This window comes from Methylobacter sp., assembly GCF_023227905.1.
Classification (GTDB): domain Bacteria; phylum Pseudomonadota; class Gammaproteobacteria; order Methylococcales; family Methylomonadaceae; genus Methylobacter_A.
The window spans coordinates 1-19,560 of the sequence record NZ_JALOCF010000065.1; the positions used below are offsets into that span (position 1 = coordinate 1).

The following is a 19,560-nucleotide window of genomic DNA, read 5'->3' on the forward strand; positions in this document are numbered from 1 at the left end:
AGAGTTATAGGCTTGCTGAACTTATACAGAGATATTTATGGCATATTCGCCAGCATGGAAGTTACCAATTAGATATTGACTTGATTCGTAAACAAACAGGAACAGAAAAACTCTATATGGAGTATAAAGAACTTAATCGTTGGGTAATTCAACCAGCATTAAAAGATTTAGAAAAACATATAGGGGTTAAACTTGACGCAATTAAGAAGCGGGGTGTGGATTATGTAACATTTATTCCGGCAAAAAATAAGATTAATGCTATTCCAACAAATATACCGGAGATATTTTAGTGCTTGATCCTTTAAAATACCTAGTGACACAGGAAGATATATCTGAAAGAGACTTATCTTTTAGTGTTAAAGTATTACAAATTAATTATGTTAAAAATACTTTCAGTAATAGCCCTGAAGGACAAGTAAATAAGAAATTTAAACTATGGGTTAGAGAGAATAAAACAAGACTATTAACTCTTTCTTTAGAAGAACTTAATAAGGTTATTTATGATAAAGTATTAGAATTACAGGTGCTATATCCTGGGGCTTTTCCTGAAGGTATGGGTTGGTGGAGCAAACAACAATTAGTTAAATTATATTATTCTAACAAACTCTCTATAGAGAATTACACTATTGAAGATCAAATAAGGGAAAAAGAAATAGAGTATAAAAGAAAAGCTGACATTGCAATAGAGATTGAGAGAAAGAAAAGAGAAACTATCCTGAGACTAGAAGCTGAAGAGTTAGAAAAAAAGTTAATTGCCGAGCAAAGAGAATTAACAAGAATACCTTTAGAAATTGGTATGATTTTTAAGTCTAAACATGACATAGCAGAAGGATTAAACGGATTAGACTTAGGTAAAAGGGCAAAACATACTTATATAGTTGATTTTGCAGTTATAGAATATGTTAAAGCACAAAAAGGTAAGTTTTGGGTAGTTAGAGGAATAATTAAGCCTGGGGTTAGGATTTATCCTGATCTTTTACAGAAAGAAGTAATTTTATTAAAAAAGGAGGTAGAATAGTGTCTTTACAAGACAAATTAGATAAACTTTCCCGTTGTATGATTCACGGAAAACTTAAAGAACACCCAGACATTCTTCAAGCATTAAAAGATTATGGTTTCTATTTTGAAGGTGATGAAGATAGAAATGTTTTATGCTTTGTTGGGGACGGGAGGATTATTTTAAATAAATTGGAGGAAGAGGATGATTAATCTTAATATTGCCAAAAACAGGGGTCTTGATCTTGCTTTATATAAGCATCTTAGTGAAGTTAAAGAAGCCTCACGATATGAGTTAAGGCAGAAATTTAATACAGCCTCACCAGCTTTAGTTTCTTATTCTATTAGCAGCCTTAAACATAAAGGTTATATTGAAGAAGAAAACGGAGTTATTAGATTTACACATATTAAAGAGGAAGCGGCATGAAAGCAAGTGAATTAGCTTATAAGTTACTTGAATTCTGTGAAACAGAAGGAGATTTAGATATAAAATACCATGATTGGGAGGATAAAGAAGACCTGGATATTGATCACATTCAATTAGAGGAAAAAGATAATGCTACATTACGGTATTTAGTTATAGTATGATTAAAATTATCGCAGCAATTACAGATGATGGGCTTTTTGGTCAATCAAATGGTATTCTCCCTTGGAAATGTAAAGAGGATTTAAATTTCTTTTACTCCCAAATAGAAGGTAAAACTTGTATTTTAGGTAACAGTACATATAAAACTCTACCAAGGTTAGTTAAAAGTCTAGTAAGTGAACTTATTGTTATAGGTAATTCTATTAAAGTAGAGGATTGGAAGAGTTATCTAACCTACCTTGAAGAAATGGAAGATGAGATAGTTATTCTTGGAGGTAAAAGCATTATTAAGCAATGTTTACCTTATTCAGACCAGTTAATTTTATCAAAAATCCATAAAAGATCATTAAAACCCTTACTTAATCCACTTGATTTTATTTACTTTCCAGAACTTGCATTAGCTTCAAAGGTTCTACCAGTAAATAGTGTACTTAGTGCATCAGAAAACCACGTAACTTCTTTATATAATTTGAGGAAATATTATGAAAACGTTAGACATGTTGTGGAAAATCCTGTACAGGATAGGTAATAGTAATACATTTTTCATTTTATGTATTCTGTTGGTTGTTTTGTTCTTTTTTAATTGGCTTATTCAGCCGGTTGTTGAGCATAGGTGGTATTAGTATGGCCAATGGAAAAATAGAATGTACTTTGAAATTAGGGGATATTTTATTAAATAATTTAGTAGAGGAGAATCAAAAGTTAAAAGAAAGAATTAAAGGTATAGAGGAATCTTTGCAGGAAATGATTTACATCACTGATAGAGACCATGATGTTTGGATTAAAGCTAAAAAATTATTAGGAGAAAATAATGATTGAAGAACTAAAATCAGATACACTATTAAACATGTCAAAAGAATGGTATGAATTATTTAAAGCTGCTGGCTGTTTACCTACTTGTCATTGTTGTGGTTCACCTATACCGATAGGTAATGACTTTAAACTATCTAGTGTAACTAAAGAACAAGCAAACTCTAATGCTTTTAAAACAACTGAACCGCATGATGTTATGTACTGCGCAAAAACTTCATGTAATCCAGATGCACAGATAGGGAGAATGCATGAACGACAGTTAGAGAGAAATAGAATCTTTAGGGGCGGTAGGAGCGGTTGTTCTATTATTAACGGCAAAATAGTAGCAGGATTATAACATGAAACAATATTTGGACTTACTTAATAAAGTATTAACAGAAGGAGAAATCCGTACAGACCGCACAGGTACAGGAACAATAGGTCTTTTTGGTGATGCAAATATGGCCTTTGACTTGTCAGAAGGTTTCCCTTTAATCACAACAAAGAAACTTCATTTCCCAAGCATAGCTCACGAGTTAATCTTTTTCTTGTCTGGAAAAACAAACATCCAGTATCTTAAAGATAATAAAGTAACTATTTGGGATGAATTTGCTGATGAAAATGGTGAAATTGGTAGAATGTATGGGACACAGTGGAGGGAGTGGCGAGAAAGACCAATAAAAGTTAATCTTGTCGCAGAAGAGGGTAAAATTCCAAATGTTGAACTGAGTTTTAATTACATAGATCAAATTGCAGAGCTTATAAAAGGTTTAAAAGAAAACCCTTTCTCTCGTCGTCACATTCTATCCGCTTGGAACGTAGGAGAACTTCATTTAATGAAACTTCCTCCTTGTCATGCTTTTGTGCAATTCTATGTTTCAAATGACAGAAAACTTTCGTGTAAACTTACTCAAAGAAGCGGAGATTCTTTCCTTGGGATTCCCTATAATATTGCTTCTTATGCTCTTTTAACACATTTACTTGCTCAACAAACAGATTTAGAAGTAGGGAAGTTATATTGGTCTGGAGGGGATACCCATATTTACCTTAACCATATTGAGCAAGTAAAAGAACAATTAAGTAGGGAACCAAAAACCCTTCCAACTATAACTATAGAAAAGCAACCAAGCATTGATGATTATAAATTTGAGCACTTTAAATTAAATAATTATAATGCTTGGCCGCATATTAAGGGAGAGGTATCTGTTTAATTATTATAAAATCTCATAACCAACAGCAGAGGTATCAGCAGCATTACTTGACGAGATAGTGATTGATGTACCAGCAACTCGTGCTGATTCTGCAACATCACCAACAGTTCCGGCACTGTTACGACGAAAAACCTTTACTTTTGAGGTTTGTCTGATTCTAGTATCAGAAACAGTAACGGTGCCGGCAACTAATGTTGCCACTTCGCTATCATCTTGAATTAACTGTAATCCCTGCTGCATAATCTCAACTTCAATTACTGCGTCAGTCGGTGTTGCCGATGTTAAAAACATAGAAATGTACGAACCTAGAGCAGTAATATAATTAGCCCCATGCCCAACACAACGAATAATAGGTGATGTTAATGTTAATTCTATCCCATCTGCTGGAGATAGCGCGTTATAACCTGATTGGCCTGAAGAGAATAAAGTTAATTCAGTAGCAGCATCTTGAGTAGCCCTGTATGTCCTAGATGAGATCGAAAACCTATGAATCCACTGACCACCCTGAATAATTTTCAGCTTAACGAACATTTCAAACGCATCAGCAGCAGGAAATCCAAGCGTTGCTAAATTAATGCCTGCAGCACCATTGTTCAGTGTCAATGTTCCTGAATGCTGAGGTACACCACCTGACATAGTTGGATGCTCTACTTTTATTCTAAAACCCTGCCCTAATGCTGTATAGGTGATGGCTGAACCTGTAAATTCTCTAGTTCCTGCAGTAACCCCAGTTGGCAGGGTAGAACCGCCTACAACATCAGTTCCAGTTGCAGCAGCCGATCCGGTTAAATTCAGGTTAGCCGAAACTACTAGATTTTCATGGAAAAAGTGTCGACCAAATCGTTGCGCTATTTTGTTAGCAGCAGCTTTGGCTGTGAGCATATTAGATTTTGCCGACGGGTGAACTTGGGTATCTACATGCTGGTAAATATATAGTGTTGATCCAGCAGCCGCCGATAGTGCGTCACCATTATTTATTGTATAAACTCCCGGTCCGCCTTGGGTCGTGCCAATATTCGTCACATATGTTACTACGCCGGTCCCAGGGGTTAGACAAATACCATCAGCACGATCAATTACACCGTTAACTGATTCAATAGTTAAAGTTGTGCCTGATATTGATCCTGTCGCAGTAATATATCTAGGAAATGTAGGATCAGATGAATCAGCGTATTCTGCACCAGGGTCGTACACTAAAACATTGTCACCATCATCATAAGCATTTAATGCTGCATTAAGGACTGGAATTTTTGCACGGTTAGCTCCAGTAATATTAATTGATGCAGTTGGACGATGCTTAGCAACTAAACTTATTACTTTCGGCCAAAGAGCTTGTGCAGTAGCTATATATGCATCTAAATTTGATAGTGATTCAGCTACTGTTAAATTATTAGCGTTATCGTAATCATTTTCAAATAAAGAATGAAACCAAATAAAATCTGGCGAAACTCCAGCTTTCTTTAGTTTATTAAAAAATTCAGAATCAATTTCTGCCAGCATCTGACTAGAAGTTTTACCACCATGCCCATACCATCCATGAGCATCCATCCAAGAAGTAACACCGCCCATGTAACCAAAAGCACCTGTTTCAGGGAAATCCAAGCCCCCACCCAGTAGTGCAGAAGTTAAGAATTGTTCGTTTTGGTATCTTAATGCCCCACTTAAATTGTCGATTTTATTTGCTGCCGCAATTGAATTACCAATTCCAACTGTTATTAACCTTTTACAAGGGTTTTTAGCTTCAGCGATATAATAATTAATACCATCACATTTATATAATTTACCTATATCTTCTACCAGAATTATGCCAACTCCAAATTCATTAGCTGCTGGAAGATTACTAATAGATTTAGCTTTAGCAACAAAAGAATAATCTATATCACTATCAGAAGAATTTCCCTGAGAGTCCAACCAATCAGATAATTCTTGTGCATTAGTAAACTGTCTGCTCATTTATAAATCTCCCACTATAACACTAATAGATCGTTCAAAGGTTTCAATCTTACCGTTAGCTCTAGTAATAGAAACTGTATTTGTAAGTATAAAAGAAGTTAAACTTCCCACATCTGTAACTTTAACAGAAGCTAAACCATTACTTTCAGAAGGATCAGATAAAGTTACCCCGGAAGTCGCACCAAAAACTGAAGAAGTAATACTATCCCCAGTATTCAGCATCATATTATAGGCTTTTGCTTGCCATATAATAGTCCCATCAGTAACTTTACCATTCTCTTTAGTAACCCACGTTGGTTCACTAACTCCACTTATTCCTGCATTAATACAAATATAATAATACCCATTTGCACTAGCCGGTCTAACTACATCATCCAACAAATATTCAGTGCTGTTTGATCTAGCTAGAGGTCTATAGATAAATTGGTAATACTTCTCATCACCTGGATCATGATGAAAAGGATAATTAATTATCTTTTTGTTGGTTGATGTAATTATAGTCATAAGTTTATGCTGGAGCAGATATTTCTTTTTTCCAAGCGGGTATAGTAACAGTACCACCAGAAGTTAATGCTTGGGAAGTGCAAGTAGTAACAATGTAGTCTGTACCATCGTCAATAGCTACATGAGTCGCTGTTCCAGATGCAGTAATACTCACATTTGTCTTTTGTGCAACAGTAGATTTTCTTCCAGAAGTATCACCAGCAGCTAGAGTAAAATCACCACCAGCTAAAGAAGTAGAAGCAAGTTTATAGGTAGTTGTAATATCTGTAATACTTCCAGGTTGTGCAGAAAGAACAGTAATTCTTGTGCAAGTACCCATTTTAGTTAAACCACCATCGGTCATAGCGGAAGTTTCAATCTTTGCCATGTTATACTCCTACTTCTGGAAGATTAATATCATTAATAATTGATTTTGGGAAAAGAACAATATCTGTAAGACTTGGATTGCCTGTAGGATAAATTTCTGCTGAATCTTTTGCCCATCCAGCATCGCACCAAAACTTACAAGTAGCTTCATCAAGAATAACTACTTCTTCAGGGTAGTATGTATCTACTCCATGTTTAAATTCTTTCAGTATTTCTACTTTCATATATACCTCTAAGGTTGTGATAAATAAATTGTGGTTTTTGCTGAGATAATCATTATACTTGGTGAAGATTTAAGAATATAAACAGGTTCTCCATTTATTCTTTCTTCTATAAAACCAGATGTTAAAGTTATATTTTGTAATATCTGGCTATGGATAGTATCATTTACAATTAAAACATGCTGCCCAGTTAAAGAAACAGTAGATAGATTTGATGTTTCTAGTAAATCATTTATAGCTAGTAAATTAGCTTGTGCTAGAATTAGATTACTTAAATTTACTGTTTCTAAAATACTATTAGGATTTAATAGTAGGGTTGTGTTTAAAGTAATATTATCTAAAGTCTCACTAGATAATGTACTCTCAATAGATAGAATATTTTGTTGAATAAGATTAATATTCTCTATTGCTTGAGATAGATTAGTTGAGTCTATACTTAAAATATTTTGCTGAATTAAATTTACAGCCTCTAATAAAACCTGTTGAGTTATCTCAGATACTATTAAAGTCCCCCCTTGATTAATGGTAACATTAGATAGTACCTGTGAATCAGTTAAACCATTAACAGAAATACTATTCTGTTGTGTTAAGTCTACATTTTGTAAAAACTGCGTAACTTGTATGTTATCTAATAATAAAGCATTTTGTTGAATCAAATCAATATTACTTAAAATTGAATTGCTTATTATACCTTGTACTGTTAAGTTTCCTCCAGTAATAATAACTATATTCTCTATTGTTTGATTCTCTAAAATCTCATTTACAACCAAACTATTCTGTTGAGTTAAACTAACATTATCTAATGTTTGTGAAGATGTAGCCCCATTAACTACTAAAGTATTTTGCTGTATTAAATCTGGTGAAGTTAAAGATTGGCTAGAGCTTACATTTTGTAGTGTTAATGAGATGCCAGATGATGAAGAAGTGTAGTAAAAAGAATAAGGCCCATTTTTAAAATTTTTTATTATATTCTTTCTAGCCACCCCAGAAAAAGGCAATAGCCTCTTAGCCAGTCGTTCCCTTTCTGCTACAAAATTAGAGTTATTATAAGCAGTCTTCCATATTCCTACAGCGTGAACAACTGCATTGGAACCTCTACCATTGTATCCATTTATGGCTATTCTACTACTGGGGGCAAGTGGGTAGACACCTGCTAGGTCATTCCCTGCGCCAGAACTAATATTAGTGTATGTAGTAGCAGCATCAGAAGTTAACCCAAAGGTAAGTATATTCAACCCTTTTATAAAAGAGTTATTGGACCCTGTGTGCCAAGCTACATTTTCACGCAACATAATTAATTTGCTGCCAGAATCATCAAATGAAGTATTGCCTCCACCAAACCCAATACCATCACTATCACCACCTATTTTTAGAAAACAACCAGTAACATTAGCTGGGTCATCAATAGTGACCAGCATAATTCCAATATAGCGAGAATCATGCACCATTCCTAAATTAGTAGGGAAATAAATGCCACTAGAAGAATTAGCTACTGGGTTTGCGATACCTCCTGTAGTAACGATAGCGCTACCATGCGTCGTACCAATAATACCATTTCTAGCATTAAACCTATCATTAACAGTCGGAACCCATAGAAAATCAGGCTTATTTACCTGCCAATCTTGTATTAATCTATGAATTATAGGCTTTTGATGTACTGAAGCTACTACTGGCATTATGCTGCCCTCTGTTCGCCCACTCTAGCTCTAATAACCATATTTCTAGTAGCAGCATTAGGACAAGTAACTGCAACTTTAAATCCTATTGCCCCCATAGGTATTTCTAAAGGTACAGTAGTTCTAGCGGGGTCTTCTCCTGGAGTAGATGTACCATAAGTATCTAACATCTGTAAGAATTGGGCGTGTTCGGAGGTATCATAATCATTTCCTGAATCCCCTAGAATATCCCCCATAGTCCATTGAAGTCTAAAAGTAGCAGTATCACCAGAAGAGGGTGTTCCAGCATTATCAACAGAAAGAGCTATCCCTGCACCTATTGTTGTTGCATCTAAAGGAAAAAGATCAGAAGTAACTTCAGTAGCAGAAGAAACTGTAACAGATGAAGCAGATGACCAAGTTACTTGAGTTTGTACTGTAGTTATTGCCATACTCTAGCCTCACTAATATCAGTATAACCTATTTTTCCTTCAAAGGATGTATAAGCAGGAGAAATATCAGTTCCTGAACCACTAGATAAAATTTGCTCAATTAAAGTAGCTTTTCTTTTAGATAAGGAGAGCAAATGATTTCTATTATTAATAGCTGCTGCACCAGTACCACTAAAAATATCATTAAAAGCAGTTATTACATTAGCTTCACTTGGATTAACAGAACCTGATACAAACATTACTCTCCAAGCATCTCTCTCACCTTGGCTTCTAGCAATATATCCACCAGTACCAGACCAGTTAAATGAGGTTCCTATTGAAGATACTTTAGACTGGTATTCCTGTTGACTAACTGCGGTTCGCCAAACAATCCAATCTGTTATAGGAAGTTGATTGTAATAATTAGAAAGAGCTATATCGTCACCAGTAGCAATATAAGTTGCCAACTCAGGACGGGAGATCATATCATCATGCAGGATTTGTTTTTGAGTATTTGTTAGCATTAGTAATTCCTTAAGGCAATTGAAACATCAGCAGGAGTAATTGGTTGTGAAACAGTATCATAAGCTAAAGAAGATGGTACGATACTTAAATTCTTTAAAGCATCTGCTTGGGGTTGTGTAAACACATTAGTTTGCACCATTCCATCAAGAGTAGTATGGGTTTGTGGATCACCAAAATTAATACCTTTAGAAGACCTAATTGCCAGAATAAAATCATTCATTAATGGGTCTGATGCTACTACTTCTAAAGCTCGCATTATTGAATTATATGTAGGAATACCTAATGCACCCATTAACCCAATAAAATTCTCAAACCTTTCAATTAATCTCGTTCCTTGTGGAGTGTTAAAAATATTAGCTATAGCTGTATCTTTAGCAAGATAATTAGGGTCTTTTGGATCAGAGTTAAGGATAATATAGGGTTGACAATCTACATTATTTAAAATTGCTTGTTTAAGTACAGGATAATCAATCATCTTTATAACCTATAATTGTTAATTCTCTCAGGTTGAAGTAATAAAACTTTATTTTAAATAACCATGTTTAGTAAGAAATACCCACAAACCAAAAACAACTGCCCCTAGAACAGCATAAAATTTATTTGTTACCATCTTACCAATTTGTTCATTCCTTCGCTGGTCTATCCTATCTATAGTTTTATCTATACTAACATCTAAGACTTTTTCTGCTACCATTTCAACAAGGTCTAACATCTGTTCCTTAGTTAACTCATGTTTATCATATCTTGGGCAGAACTCAAAATGATCTGTACTTCTTCTTCTTTCTAGATTACTCATAGAAAACCTGTAAAAAATAGTTAGCTGTAAATTGCAGAAAAGGTTTACTTTATTAGTTTTACGTGGTAAACTCTTTAATGTATTATACATTATCAGAGCCTAAAAAGCAAGCACTAACATACATTCTCAGTGGAGTCAATTAATGTCACATCAGCCCGAAGCACTCTTATATATAGATGGTAAAGTTGAACCAGCTAAATTAGCTGCTCTTCTTGGTGTCAATATATCCTTGATCTATCAAGAAAAACAACAAGGTCTTTTTGGAGAAAAAGAATTTATTGATATGACTTACAGGGAAGCTATCCAAGTTTATAGAAATAGGTTGAAAAAATCGGTAGAACTTAAAGTAGCGAAAGAGGAAACCGAAAGACAGATTAAGTTAAAGAAAATTGAAGAGGATAGAATTTTCAAGGAAAAGAAAGCTAAGAATAATATGTCAGGGGGACTAATTAATCTCGATGGGGAAGATACAATGCACCCATTGATGAAAAAGAAAATGATCCAGGAGATTAAACTTAGTCGGGTTAAAGAAGTTCAAAGTTGGATGAAAGTTGCAGAGGAGAAGAAACAGTTTCTTAATGCAGCAGAGTTGACAAATCTTCTTGAACCTTTTATGCACGTTATTAAGAATGTTCTTATAAGTATAAGCACAGATTACCCGCAAACACAAGAAAAAATAGATTCCTGTATGAATAATCTTTATGGTTTCGGGGAGAAGCTTCTTCAACAAGTTAATGAAGATGAAGCAATGTTTGTAGAAGAAATGCTTGATAAAGATATTGATGATGAAATTCTTGAATTAAGTTTTGTTCCTTCTGAAAGGGAGGAGATGTGAGAACTCTTGGTAATATTTCTGAACGTAGATTTTATGCAGATTTCTTTCGTTTCTTTTTCAAACCAGCTTATGTTTCTACTATTGAATGGGCAAAAAAGTATCGGGTTATAACTTCTAAAGAAAGTTCTTTTGGTATAGGAAACTTCGACCCAAATCTTACTCCTTATATGGAGTATGTTTATGAATGTTTAGATAATCCTTATATTGCAAACATAAGTGCAATGAAATCAGCGAGGATTGCATGGACAGAAACATTAAATAATTATCGTGGCAAACGTATTCATATTAATCCAACCTCTATGCTTCTTGGTTTTGCAACACGAGATGCCGCAAGAAGTTTTGCAAAAGGTAAATGGCAAGAGTTTCTCCGTAATATTCCTGTATTAAAAACTATTGTTGATGTAGGTGTAAGTGAAAATAAGAAATCTCTTTTTGATTATACCTTCCCACATGGATCACTTAAACTTGTAACCCTAGGCTCCATTAGTAATCAGAAATCTGATAACTATGAATACATTGAAATTGAAGAACCTGATGATGCTAAAGATGATGTAAAAGGCCAAGGGGACACTTTTGATAATTTAAAAGAACGGCAAAAACTTGTTCCTATAACAAGAAAGAAATTCATCTTCGGAGGTACACCAACATTTAAAGACTTTTCCCGTGTTGAGAAAGCAATTCTTGCCTCAAATCAACTTGTCTTTAAAGCATGTTGCCATGAATGTGAATCTCTTATCCCTATGGATGGAAGTTCCTTTGACCATATTGTATATGATGAATTTCAAGATAGGAAAATAGATGAAATATATGGTAAGTATAATCCTGAAACTGCTATGTTTCTCTGCCCGGTTTGTAAAACTTCCTGGGATTTCGACCAAAAGAAAAAGAACATAATAAAAGGAAAAGAATTTGGTTTCACGGACCACACAGGTAATTTTTCTAAAGGCTGGCATCCAAAAAAGCCTGAAATAACAGAAGTATTTGGTTTTATCTTTTCTGAAATGTTAAGTCCTTTTCCTGCAAGTGATTTTAAAGAATTAGCAAAAGCAAAGATTCTCGCAGAACTTGAACTTACAAAGGGTAATGAAAAACCCATGAAAAGTTATACTAATAATAAAAAAGGTATGCCTTATGCTTCAGGTGTTTCTGCAATGGAAGTTGATGAAATGGTTGCTTTAAGAAGTAATTATCCTGAACATGTTTGTCCAATGGAAGGATTAGTTTTAACTGCTGGAGTTGACGTTCAAGATAATAGGTTTGCTATTGTTATTCGTGCTTGGGGAAGAAACAATAATTCCTGGCTTGTAACTTGGAAAGAAATATTTGGTGAAGTTAAAGTTCAAGAATGGGATAATGAAGGTAAACCTCTTGGTGTATGGGGAGAATTATGGGATATACTTCTTGCCCAACATCCACATGCTTCAGGTAAAACAATTCCTATAAGCGCTGCTTCTATAGATGCTGCGGATAATACAGAACTTGTTTATCGTTTCATCCTTGCAATTAACGAGCACCATGAGCAAATCTTTGCTACAAAAGGCGTAAGGGATTTACGTTTCTCTGATGATGAGATTTATCGGGAACCTTCTTTATTTGATATTAGGTCTGATCCACAAGCTAGGAAAACTCTTGCAGAAAGGATGGGTGTAACAGTTTATAATCTTGGTGCACACCGGGCACATAATGAGATTCTTAACCGAGTTGCACTTAATAAGAATAAAGAAGCAAGAAGTAATGTATACTACTTTAATGCTCAATCTTATGGACAATATGAACAACAGATGCTTTCTTGTAGGAAACTTATTGATGTAGAAAGCTCTTACAGTAAAGAAGTTTTTAAACTTATTCCTGGAAAACGTAAGGAAGCTATGGATGCTGAAAAGATGGCACTTCATTCTTCTTATGCGATTGGAGTAAGACTTTATACAAATGAACACTTTAGACAATTAGAAGCATATTATTATGCATAGGGGTAGTTATGGCACAAATGACACTAGCAGAAGCAGAAGCCCAGCTTCTAACTGTTAATACAGCAATAAGTGATATTATTGCAGGAAAACGAGTAACACAATTAAGAATTGGTTCAGGAAATTTTCAAAGGGAAATGAAGTTTTCAGAAATCACAATTGAGGCGTTAAAAGAGCTAAGGTCTGAATTAATGGAGATTATTAATTCATACAATAATGTTGCTCCAGTTTTTAGAACAAATGCAACAATTCCTTTAACTGTTGGTAAAGATTTATACAGGGTATAATTATGAAAAAACATATAGATAAATATACCGAAGAAGAGATCAAAGAAATATATTTAGATAAGATTGCTCCTAATATAACTATAGATTCATCAGGATGCCATCTTTATTCTGGGTACATAGAAGAGGGTTATGGTAGAATATATATACCAGCTAAATTATCTGGCTCTATGAGAGATTATGATAGGGTACATAGGGTAGCTTTTAAACACCATAAAAAAAGCAAGTTAGGTAGTTTATTAGTTTGCCATACTTGTGATGTAAGAAATTGTGTAAATCCTGAGCATTTATTTTTAGGTACTGATGCAGATAATGGAGCAGATAAAGCAAACAAAAATAGAGCTGCTAGACATATAGGTAGTAAAAATGGTAGGGCCTTACTAACTGAAGAAGAAGTGTTATCTATATATACCTCAAAAAAATCAGTAAGTTATTTAGCAAAATTTCATGAAGTAGCTCAATCAACAATAGGAAGAATAAGAAGAAAAGAAGCTTGGTCAGAACTAACTGATCTTTATGATTTAACAATGTCTGAGGTTTAAGTTTATGTCTGATGAGTTATATAATACAATTTATGGGTCACTACAACAAGTAGGATACGAAGGAAGTTCAACCTCATATCGTAGAGAACTTTCTGGTATTGTCTATGGTACAAGTGATAATATTGCTGCAAGAGAACTTCTCTTTCTCCAACTTCGTTCCGCCCATGCAATAAGAAATAATGGTTATGCCAAAGCAGCGCAGAAGAAGTATGTAGAAAACCTCAAAGCAATTAAAGTTAATTGGAAAGATGCAAAAGGTAAAAAACATACTCGTATGCAGGATTTATGGGATGAATTTGCTGCTAATCCTTCTCTTGATGGTTATGGAACATTAGATAATATTCAATCTATTTGGAATTCTTCTATTTTCCAAAGTGGTTCTGCTCATACAAGATACCAAATTAGAAGAACAGGGAATGCTAATAAGATTCCTTTAAAACTTGATCTTATTCAATCTGAAACACATGATATATTTTACAATGGGCAGGATGGAATAAAAGACGTAAGAACAGGTATTGAATTTGAAGATTCTAAACCTGTAAACTATTTCTATCGTAGGGGTCTTGTTGATACTTCAGTCATAACAGGTAATAATCCTTATGAAAGAATAACTATCCCTGCTGATGAAATTCTTCATATGTTTATTCGGGAGTACCCTAATCAATGGATAGGGATACCATTCTTATCATCCGTCCTTATTCCTCTTTATGAACTTGATGAATTATCTGATGCAACTGTAGCAAAACAAAAAGCAGCACAAGCAATAAGCTGGATTGTAAAAGGAACAAACACAGGTAACTCTATGCCTGTTGGTGCTCCAGGTAAAGTTAAAGATAATGCTGGGAATGATAAAATTGTCTTTAAAGCTAATGGTGGTAATGTTCAATATCTTAATAAAGGAGAAGATATAGCATTCTACCAATCTACGGATGTTGGGGCAAACCTTTTACCTTTTATTAATTCTGAACTTAGAAGAGTCGCGGCAGCAATAGGTTTACCCTATTTCCAACTTACAGGAGATTATTCAGGAATTGATTTTTCTACATTAAGAGGTATTGCAATTGAACTTAGAAATAGAATTGAATTTATACATAACTTCTATACTATCCCACTTGGTTTAAATCCGCTATGTGTAAAGTTTAAAGGTTTAGCAACTCTTTACAATTCAAAAGTATCTAACGCTTATCCTTCTTTCCAACTTCCTCGTTGGTATGGTGTAGATGGTTTAAAAGATGCTCAAGAAGATGTTTTGGAAATTCAAAATGGTATTGGAACTCTTGAAAAAGCTCTTGATGAAAGACATTTAACTTTTGAAGAAGTTGTAGCAGATAGAGAAAAGATTACAGAATTAGGTTTAGATAATCTTCTTTATCCTAATGGTAAACCAATGGCTCAAGCTAATAATAGTTCAGCTAATACTAATTCAACCGGCAACGCTTAATAAATAGTTTGACAAACACCCTATTTTGTGTGATACTAACCATGCACACAAGTAGGGTATAGTCTCTACCAAAGGAAAACCTATGATTACTCTTAAAGAACTAAATACTTTAGATGATTCCTCTTTATTGCAATCTCTTAGAGAAAATAAAGTAGGGTTAATCGCTGAAAAGAAAGCAACACTTAAATTTGCAGATAATATTGCTGTCCAAGTTGAAGTAGCAAAAACTGAGACTCAAAAAAAAAGTTCCTCTGATATAGCTTCTGATACTGTTGATGTAACAATTGTTTGTAATAGTGCTTGGTTCTGTGATTCTCATATGGATGTTCTTACAGATACAGCGTATGACAAAAGCATTTCTGCAAGAGGAAATTCAATCCCGCACATCAAAGACCATAAGCATGAAACTACTGCTATTGTTGGAGATGTTAAAAAAGTCTATACAAAAGTTCTACCTTTAAAAGACTTAGGTATTCCTTCTGATGGTAGCACAACTGCCCTACTTATGGATTCAACTATAAGGAAAGACTACGATGAAAAAGTATTCAATCTTTATAAAGCAGAAAAAATAAACCAACATTCGATTGGTTTAACTTATGGTGATCTACAACTTGCTTTAAATTCTCAAGTAGAAGAAGATAAAGCTGAATATGAAGTGTGGAATAAGTATTACCCCTCTATCATAAATAAGGAACTTGTAGATAAAAAAGGATATTTTTGGGCTGTTACTGAAGTAGATGTTAGAGAAAATAGTTGCGTTTTATTCGGTGCAAATGCTCTTACTCCTACAATAAGTACAGAAACTAAATCTGAATTTACTAATGATATTTTTATTAACAAAGGAGCTAATATGGCGACTATTGAAGAACTACAAGCCGAGATTATCGGTTTGAAGGCAGAGCTAACTAAGGTACAAAATTCTTCACAAACTGCGGTCGCCGTAGCTGTAAAAGAAGAACAAGATCGTATCTTAGGTATTCAAGAAGCAGCAGTAAAATTCGGTATTAAATCCGATGTGACAAAATTAATTAAACTCGGCAACACTGTTGACCAATGTTTAGCTAATTTTGAAATTATTGCTGAAATGAGTCAAAAAGAAAATCCTTCTCCAAAAGGTGAAGATTTGAAAGGTAAATCAGACCCATCTAATACTAAAAAAGTTGGTGGAGAAGATGAAGATGAAACAATTTCTGGTTTGATGAAAGGTTTTGAAGTCCTTAGCAAACAAGATTCATTATTTGCAGGAGTTAGATAATGGTTGAATATAATGGTGGTTTTCAAACCTATCCAGATAGAGTCACAAAGAATGTATTCTTTCGTGCAGAAGGTAGAGCAACTAAACCTGTTACAGTAAAATCAGGCCAAGTATTGAAAGCATTATCTTTCTTGGAAACTGATTCTGCCGGTAAAGCAATTGCACATGGTCCTTTGACTGAAGGCACATTTGTTAAATTTGCTGCAATTACTAATGGCCAAACAATCATTCTTGGCGGTTTAACTTTTACTGCAGGTAGTTCTGGTACAACTGCAGCACAATTGGCAACTTCTTGGGCTGGTATTGCTGCTGGTACTGCTGCTGCTTCTATTACTTGGGCAGTAGGTGGTACTTTTACTGGTACTTTAACTGGCTGGGGTACTGAAGCTTATGATGCTGATTCAGTAATCTTTAACTCTTCTGCCCCTTTAACTAATGCAACTGACCTAGCTGCAACTGGTACTGCAACAGCACCAACTTTAACTAAAGTTGATGGTGCAACTACTTTTAGTAAAATTGCTGGTGTTTTGGTATATGATGTTGATGCTTCTTCTGCTGATGTAGATGCTCAAGCTTATTCTGAAGCTTCATTTTGGGCAGATGCTCTAGTATGGGCTGCTGATCCTACACAAGATACTATTACTAAACCTGATGGTACTACTGTAGCTGTTTCTGCTTATAATACTGGTTGTGCTGGTACTTCTGCGGCATCAAACTTGTTGAAGAAAAAATTCGTGGAAGGGTCTGAATTTGATCCTCTTGGTTTTAAAAATGCTGGAGATTATGTCTAATGGCTCTTAATTTTCTTACTCCGTATCAAGTAGCTCCAATTTTAGAAGGAGTTATTAAAGGTTTGGAACCTGTTAGACCTAACTGGTTGCAAAGTTTCTTTGGCGCCCCTAAGTTTTCTGAAAATACCAGAATCAATCTGGATAAAGAATATAATGTCAAAAATGTAATGGGTCAATTTGCAGCACCTAATGTTGATGTAAGTCCTATTGTATTGCCTGATTATGGTACTAAAGAGTTTTACTTTTCTTATTCAAAAGAAAGTATTGATTCTGATGATTTTGATACTATTAATCAACGTCAAATTGGTCAAGAATTTGGTCAAGTAAATCCTCTCGCAAATAAAGCGGCTAGATTGCAACGCAAGATGATTTTAGCAGAACAAAGATTTGAAAATCTTTTTGAAAAAACTGCTGCGGATATTCTTTTGTATGGTGGTTATCAAGCTTCTGGTGAATATCATCCTACAGTAAGATATGACTTCCAAAAAACTGTTATTACTTCTAATACAGCTTTGGCAGCAAATAAACTGGTTCCTGCGGTTAATTTAACTACCACTGCTGTAACTTTACCTTGGGATAGTTCAACTACTTATTTGCCAGTTCTACCAACTAATGGTGGTTTTACTGCTGGTGATAAAGCTTGGACTAAAGCAAATGTAGATGCTGCTAAAGCAACTCCAGTTAAAGATTTTATCAAAATGGTAGAATCTACTAAAATCAGAAGTAATGTTTCTGCTTTTATGATGTCTGATGATGCTTATGAGATTTTCCAGTATGATCTGAATAAGAACTACGGTACTGCTTCAGATACTACTTTGCTGGCACTATTGAAAGTTGGTCAAGATATTCTTCCAAGAATCCAAGAATACCGTGGTTTGACTTATAGACGTTCATATCCTGTTAATGATACTGGTGAAGTAATTGGTATCTATACTTATAATGCTGTTTATAACAATAGAACTTCCGGTGCTGAAACAGCTTATATTGGTTCTGGTTGGGTAGTTGCACTTCCTCCTGCTTCTAGTGGTTTAAAAGTTTATGGTCGCATTATGCATCCTAAAGCTAATTACTCCGCAATGCCGAGATGGATTAATTACTGGATGAATGATAAAACTGGTATTGAAGAATACGAGTATCATACCAATTTTGTAATGGCGCATTTAGATATTGACGCAATTACAACCTGGAAAGTAATTTAGTCTTGTAAAGTTTTAGTTCTACTACTCCTATGCCAAGCAAATCTTATATAGAAATAAAAGGTTTAGATACATTAAAGAACTCTATTAATGTAAACAGGATCAATAAAGGGATTGCTATAGGAGTAGGTAGAGCTATTTTACTTATTCATTCTGAACTTAAATCGAGTGTTGAGAGAGCTTATAGAACTCCTAGCAGTCTTGATTCAGTATTAATAGGTAAAAGCACATCTACACAACAATTAGGTGCAAATATTATAAGAGGTGGGCTAGCTTACGCTAATAAACCAATTAATCTTGCAGCTTATAATATAGATTTTTATAAAGGTAATATTCCTCCTTTACCAAAGAAAAGAGAAGGGACTGTCCATGTAGTGGAGATTAAACGGGGAAGAAGAAAAATAGTTTATGGAAAAACTAATAGAGGTGGTTTTATACCAAGAACAGCAAGCGGATCGATTGTTAGATTTGGTAAAAAAGGTATAATGCTTGAAAGATTAGGTAAAACTCGTTATCCAGTAAGAACACTTTATGGCCCCTCTCTTTCTGATATGGTTGATTATGTTTGGGATACTTCTAAAGTAAGAGCAGCAGTAAACTCTGCAACTGATAAAATACTAGACCTTATAGAATTATGATTATTGAAGATATAGATTTTATTATGGATATGACTGGAGCAGATTTAACTTTCTCCGATTTCACTATTAAAGGTCTCGCTAATTATATGCCAGAGACTCTTTACAATGGTGATTATAAAGTAGAGAAACAAGATTTCAGATTTCTAATATCTTCTAAAGCTTGTAAAGAGAATGGAATAACTCCTGGACTAACCTTTACTCATTCAGACGGTATTTACCTTTTCACTTTTAAAATAACTAACCAACCTATATTTGATTTAACTGGTTATGTAGAACTACTTGCCTCTTATGTCTCTAAGGAAGAAGTATGATTAATATTGAAACCTTATTTGACTATATTGAATCCACTACAGGTTACACAATTGAATTTGCAAAAGAAAATGAACAAGAACTACCAGAAGATTTAGTTCTACCTAAATTAACTTTAGGGTATGGGCCAATAAGAAGAACAAGGCCAGAAAGTGAATTTGCATTAGGTGAATATGAAACCCAGGCAGAAAATCTTATTCAATCTTTCTATGTAAAGATTATATGTAAACAAGAAGATTTTCGCCCAGCTTTTATAATTCTATATA

29 protein-coding genes are annotated in these 19,560 nt (G+C 34.3%); 20 read left to right on the top strand and 9 right to left on the bottom strand.

What is annotated here, in order from left to right; translation table 11 throughout:
* The 9 genes from M0R47_RS18930 to M0R47_RS18970 form a co-directional block, all read left to right on the top strand.
* On the top strand, window positions 1-290 hold a 290-nt coding region (locus M0R47_RS18930), incomplete at its 5' end, for a RepB family plasmid replication initiator protein (RefSeq protein WP_292557704.1).
* A complete protein-coding gene (locus M0R47_RS18935) occupies window positions 290-1,018 on the top strand; it encodes a hypothetical protein (RefSeq protein ID WP_292557707.1) in 729 nt (242 codons plus the stop codon). The genes M0R47_RS18930 and M0R47_RS18935, both read left to right, overlap by 1 nt.
* The gene (locus M0R47_RS18940) at window positions 1,018-1,209 is read left to right on the top strand and encodes a hypothetical protein (protein ID WP_292557709.1); all 192 of its coding nucleotides are present in this window, start codon (window positions 1,018-1,020) and stop codon (window positions 1,207-1,209) included. The genes M0R47_RS18935 and M0R47_RS18940 overlap by 1 nt, the downstream gene beginning before the upstream one ends.
* Complete coding sequence (locus M0R47_RS18945) at window positions 1,202-1,423, top strand: hypothetical protein (RefSeq protein WP_292557711.1); 222 nt, start codon at window positions 1,202-1,204, stop codon at window positions 1,421-1,423. The genes M0R47_RS18940 and M0R47_RS18945 overlap by 8 nt, the downstream gene beginning before the upstream one ends.
* Window positions 1,420-1,584, top strand: coding sequence for a hypothetical protein (locus M0R47_RS18950; RefSeq protein ID WP_292557714.1), 165 nt, complete (start codon window positions 1,420-1,422; stop codon window positions 1,582-1,584). Before M0R47_RS18945 ends, M0R47_RS18950 begins: the two co-directional genes overlap by 4 nt.
* On the top strand, window positions 1,581-2,111 hold the full coding sequence (locus M0R47_RS18955) for a dihydrofolate reductase (protein WP_292557716.1): 531 nt from the start codon (window positions 1,581-1,583) through the stop codon (window positions 2,109-2,111). Before M0R47_RS18950 ends, M0R47_RS18955 begins: the two co-directional genes overlap by 4 nt.
* Before the next feature lie 95 nt (window positions 2,112-2,206).
* A complete protein-coding gene (locus M0R47_RS18960) occupies window positions 2,207-2,401 on the top strand; it encodes a hypothetical protein (RefSeq protein WP_292557718.1) in 195 nt (64 codons plus the stop codon).
* A complete protein-coding gene (locus tag M0R47_RS18965) occupies window positions 2,394-2,732 on the top strand; it encodes a hypothetical protein (protein WP_292557720.1) in 339 nt (112 codons plus the stop codon). The genes M0R47_RS18960 and M0R47_RS18965 overlap by 8 nt, the downstream gene beginning before the upstream one ends.
* 1 nt (window position 2,733) lies before the next feature.
* Window positions 2,734-3,585 carry a thymidylate synthase gene (locus M0R47_RS18970; RefSeq protein WP_292557721.1) on the top strand — a complete coding sequence of 284 codons (852 nt, stop codon included), beginning with the start codon at window positions 2,734-2,736 and terminating at the stop codon, window positions 3,583-3,585.
* A 3-nt stretch (window positions 3,586-3,588) separates the two neighbouring features.
* Here the strand turns inward: M0R47_RS18970 and M0R47_RS18975 are convergent, their stop codons facing one another.
* Genes M0R47_RS18975 through M0R47_RS19015 form a run of 9 tightly spaced genes read right to left on the bottom strand, consistent with a single transcriptional unit; the run spans window position 3,589 to window position 10,036 of the window.
* Window positions 3,589-5,538 (bottom strand): hypothetical protein, encoded by a 1,950-nt coding sequence (locus M0R47_RS18975; RefSeq protein ID WP_292557723.1) that lies wholly within the window; start codon window positions 5,536-5,538, stop codon window positions 3,589-3,591.
* Entirely contained in the window at window positions 5,539-6,042 is a 504-nt protein-coding gene (locus tag M0R47_RS18980) for a hypothetical protein (protein ID WP_292557725.1), read from the bottom strand.
* A 4-nt stretch (window positions 6,043-6,046) separates the two neighbouring features.
* Window positions 6,047-6,409, bottom strand: coding sequence for a hypothetical protein (locus M0R47_RS18985; protein ID WP_292557726.1), 363 nt, complete (start codon window positions 6,407-6,409; stop codon window positions 6,047-6,049).
* Between the two features lies 1 nt (window position 6,410).
* Window positions 6,411-6,632, bottom strand: a complete 222-nt coding sequence (locus tag M0R47_RS18990) for a hypothetical protein (protein WP_292557728.1) — start codon at window positions 6,630-6,632, stop codon at window positions 6,411-6,413.
* A gap of 8 nt (window positions 6,633-6,640) precedes the next feature.
* The gene (locus M0R47_RS18995; protein WP_292557730.1) at window positions 6,641-8,305 is read right to left on the bottom strand and encodes a hypothetical protein; all 1,665 of its coding nucleotides are present in this window, start codon (window positions 8,303-8,305) and stop codon (window positions 6,641-6,643) included.
* A complete protein-coding gene (locus tag M0R47_RS19000) occupies window positions 8,305-8,736 on the bottom strand; it encodes a hypothetical protein (RefSeq protein WP_292557732.1) in 432 nt (143 codons plus the stop codon). Before M0R47_RS19000 ends, M0R47_RS18995 begins: the two co-directional genes overlap by 1 nt.
* Window positions 8,727-9,239: a hypothetical protein gene (locus tag M0R47_RS19005; RefSeq protein WP_292557735.1), complete on the bottom strand. Its 513-nt coding sequence runs from the start codon at window positions 9,237-9,239 to the stop codon at window positions 8,727-8,729. The genes M0R47_RS19000 and M0R47_RS19005 overlap by 10 nt, the downstream gene beginning before the upstream one ends.
* Window positions 9,239-9,715, bottom strand: coding sequence for a hypothetical protein (locus M0R47_RS19010; RefSeq protein WP_292557738.1), 477 nt, complete (start codon window positions 9,713-9,715; stop codon window positions 9,239-9,241). The genes M0R47_RS19005 and M0R47_RS19010 overlap by 1 nt, the downstream gene beginning before the upstream one ends.
* Before the next feature lie 48 nt (window positions 9,716-9,763).
* Window positions 9,764-10,036 carry a hypothetical protein gene (locus M0R47_RS19015; RefSeq protein ID WP_292557740.1) on the bottom strand — a complete coding sequence of 91 codons (273 nt, stop codon included), beginning with the start codon at window positions 10,034-10,036 and terminating at the stop codon, window positions 9,764-9,766.
* A gap of 142 nt (window positions 10,037-10,178) precedes the next feature.
* Between M0R47_RS19015 and M0R47_RS19020 the strand changes: the two genes are divergently transcribed.
* From M0R47_RS19020 to M0R47_RS19070, 11 genes are all read left to right on the top strand, one after another.
* Window positions 10,179-10,871 (top strand): hypothetical protein, encoded by a 693-nt coding sequence (locus M0R47_RS19020; protein ID WP_292557743.1) that lies wholly within the window; start codon window positions 10,179-10,181, stop codon window positions 10,869-10,871.
* Window positions 10,868-12,841, top strand: a complete 1,974-nt coding sequence (locus tag M0R47_RS19025) for a terminase gpA endonuclease subunit (protein ID WP_292557745.1) — start codon at window positions 10,868-10,870, stop codon at window positions 12,839-12,841. Before M0R47_RS19020 ends, M0R47_RS19025 begins: the two co-directional genes overlap by 4 nt.
* Before the next feature lie 8 nt (window positions 12,842-12,849).
* Entirely contained in the window at window positions 12,850-13,125 is a 276-nt protein-coding gene (locus M0R47_RS19030) for a hypothetical protein (protein ID WP_292557747.1), read from the top strand.
* 2 nt (window positions 13,126-13,127) lie between these two features.
* Window positions 13,128-13,664, top strand: coding sequence for an HNH endonuclease (locus M0R47_RS19035; protein ID WP_292557749.1), 537 nt, complete (start codon window positions 13,128-13,130; stop codon window positions 13,662-13,664).
* A 4-nt stretch (window positions 13,665-13,668) separates the two neighbouring features.
* On the top strand, window positions 13,669-15,105 hold the full coding sequence (locus tag M0R47_RS19040) for a phage portal protein (RefSeq protein WP_292557751.1): 1,437 nt from the start codon (window positions 13,669-13,671) through the stop codon (window positions 15,103-15,105).
* An 82-nt stretch (window positions 15,106-15,187) separates the two neighbouring features.
* The gene (locus M0R47_RS19045) at window positions 15,188-16,360 is read left to right on the top strand and encodes a hypothetical protein (RefSeq protein ID WP_292557753.1); all 1,173 of its coding nucleotides are present in this window, start codon (window positions 15,188-15,190) and stop codon (window positions 16,358-16,360) included.
* Window positions 16,360-17,151, top strand: a complete 792-nt coding sequence (locus tag M0R47_RS19050; protein ID WP_292557755.1) for a hypothetical protein — start codon at window positions 16,360-16,362, stop codon at window positions 17,149-17,151. The genes M0R47_RS19045 and M0R47_RS19050 overlap by 1 nt, the downstream gene beginning before the upstream one ends.
* Complete coding sequence (locus M0R47_RS19055; RefSeq protein WP_292557757.1) at window positions 17,151-18,350, top strand: hypothetical protein; 1,200 nt, start codon at window positions 17,151-17,153, stop codon at window positions 18,348-18,350. Before M0R47_RS19050 ends, M0R47_RS19055 begins: the two co-directional genes overlap by 1 nt.
* A gap of 29 nt (window positions 18,351-18,379) precedes the next feature.
* Window positions 18,380-18,985, top strand: coding sequence for a hypothetical protein (locus tag M0R47_RS19060; protein ID WP_292557758.1), 606 nt, complete (start codon window positions 18,380-18,382; stop codon window positions 18,983-18,985).
* Entirely contained in the window at window positions 18,982-19,296 is a 315-nt protein-coding gene (locus M0R47_RS19065) for a hypothetical protein (protein WP_292557760.1), read from the top strand. The genes M0R47_RS19060 and M0R47_RS19065 overlap by 4 nt, the downstream gene beginning before the upstream one ends.
* A partial coding sequence (locus M0R47_RS19070) for a hypothetical protein (RefSeq protein WP_292557762.1) occupies window positions 19,293-19,560 on the top strand: 268 nt, incomplete at its 3' end. The genes M0R47_RS19065 and M0R47_RS19070, both read left to right, overlap by 4 nt.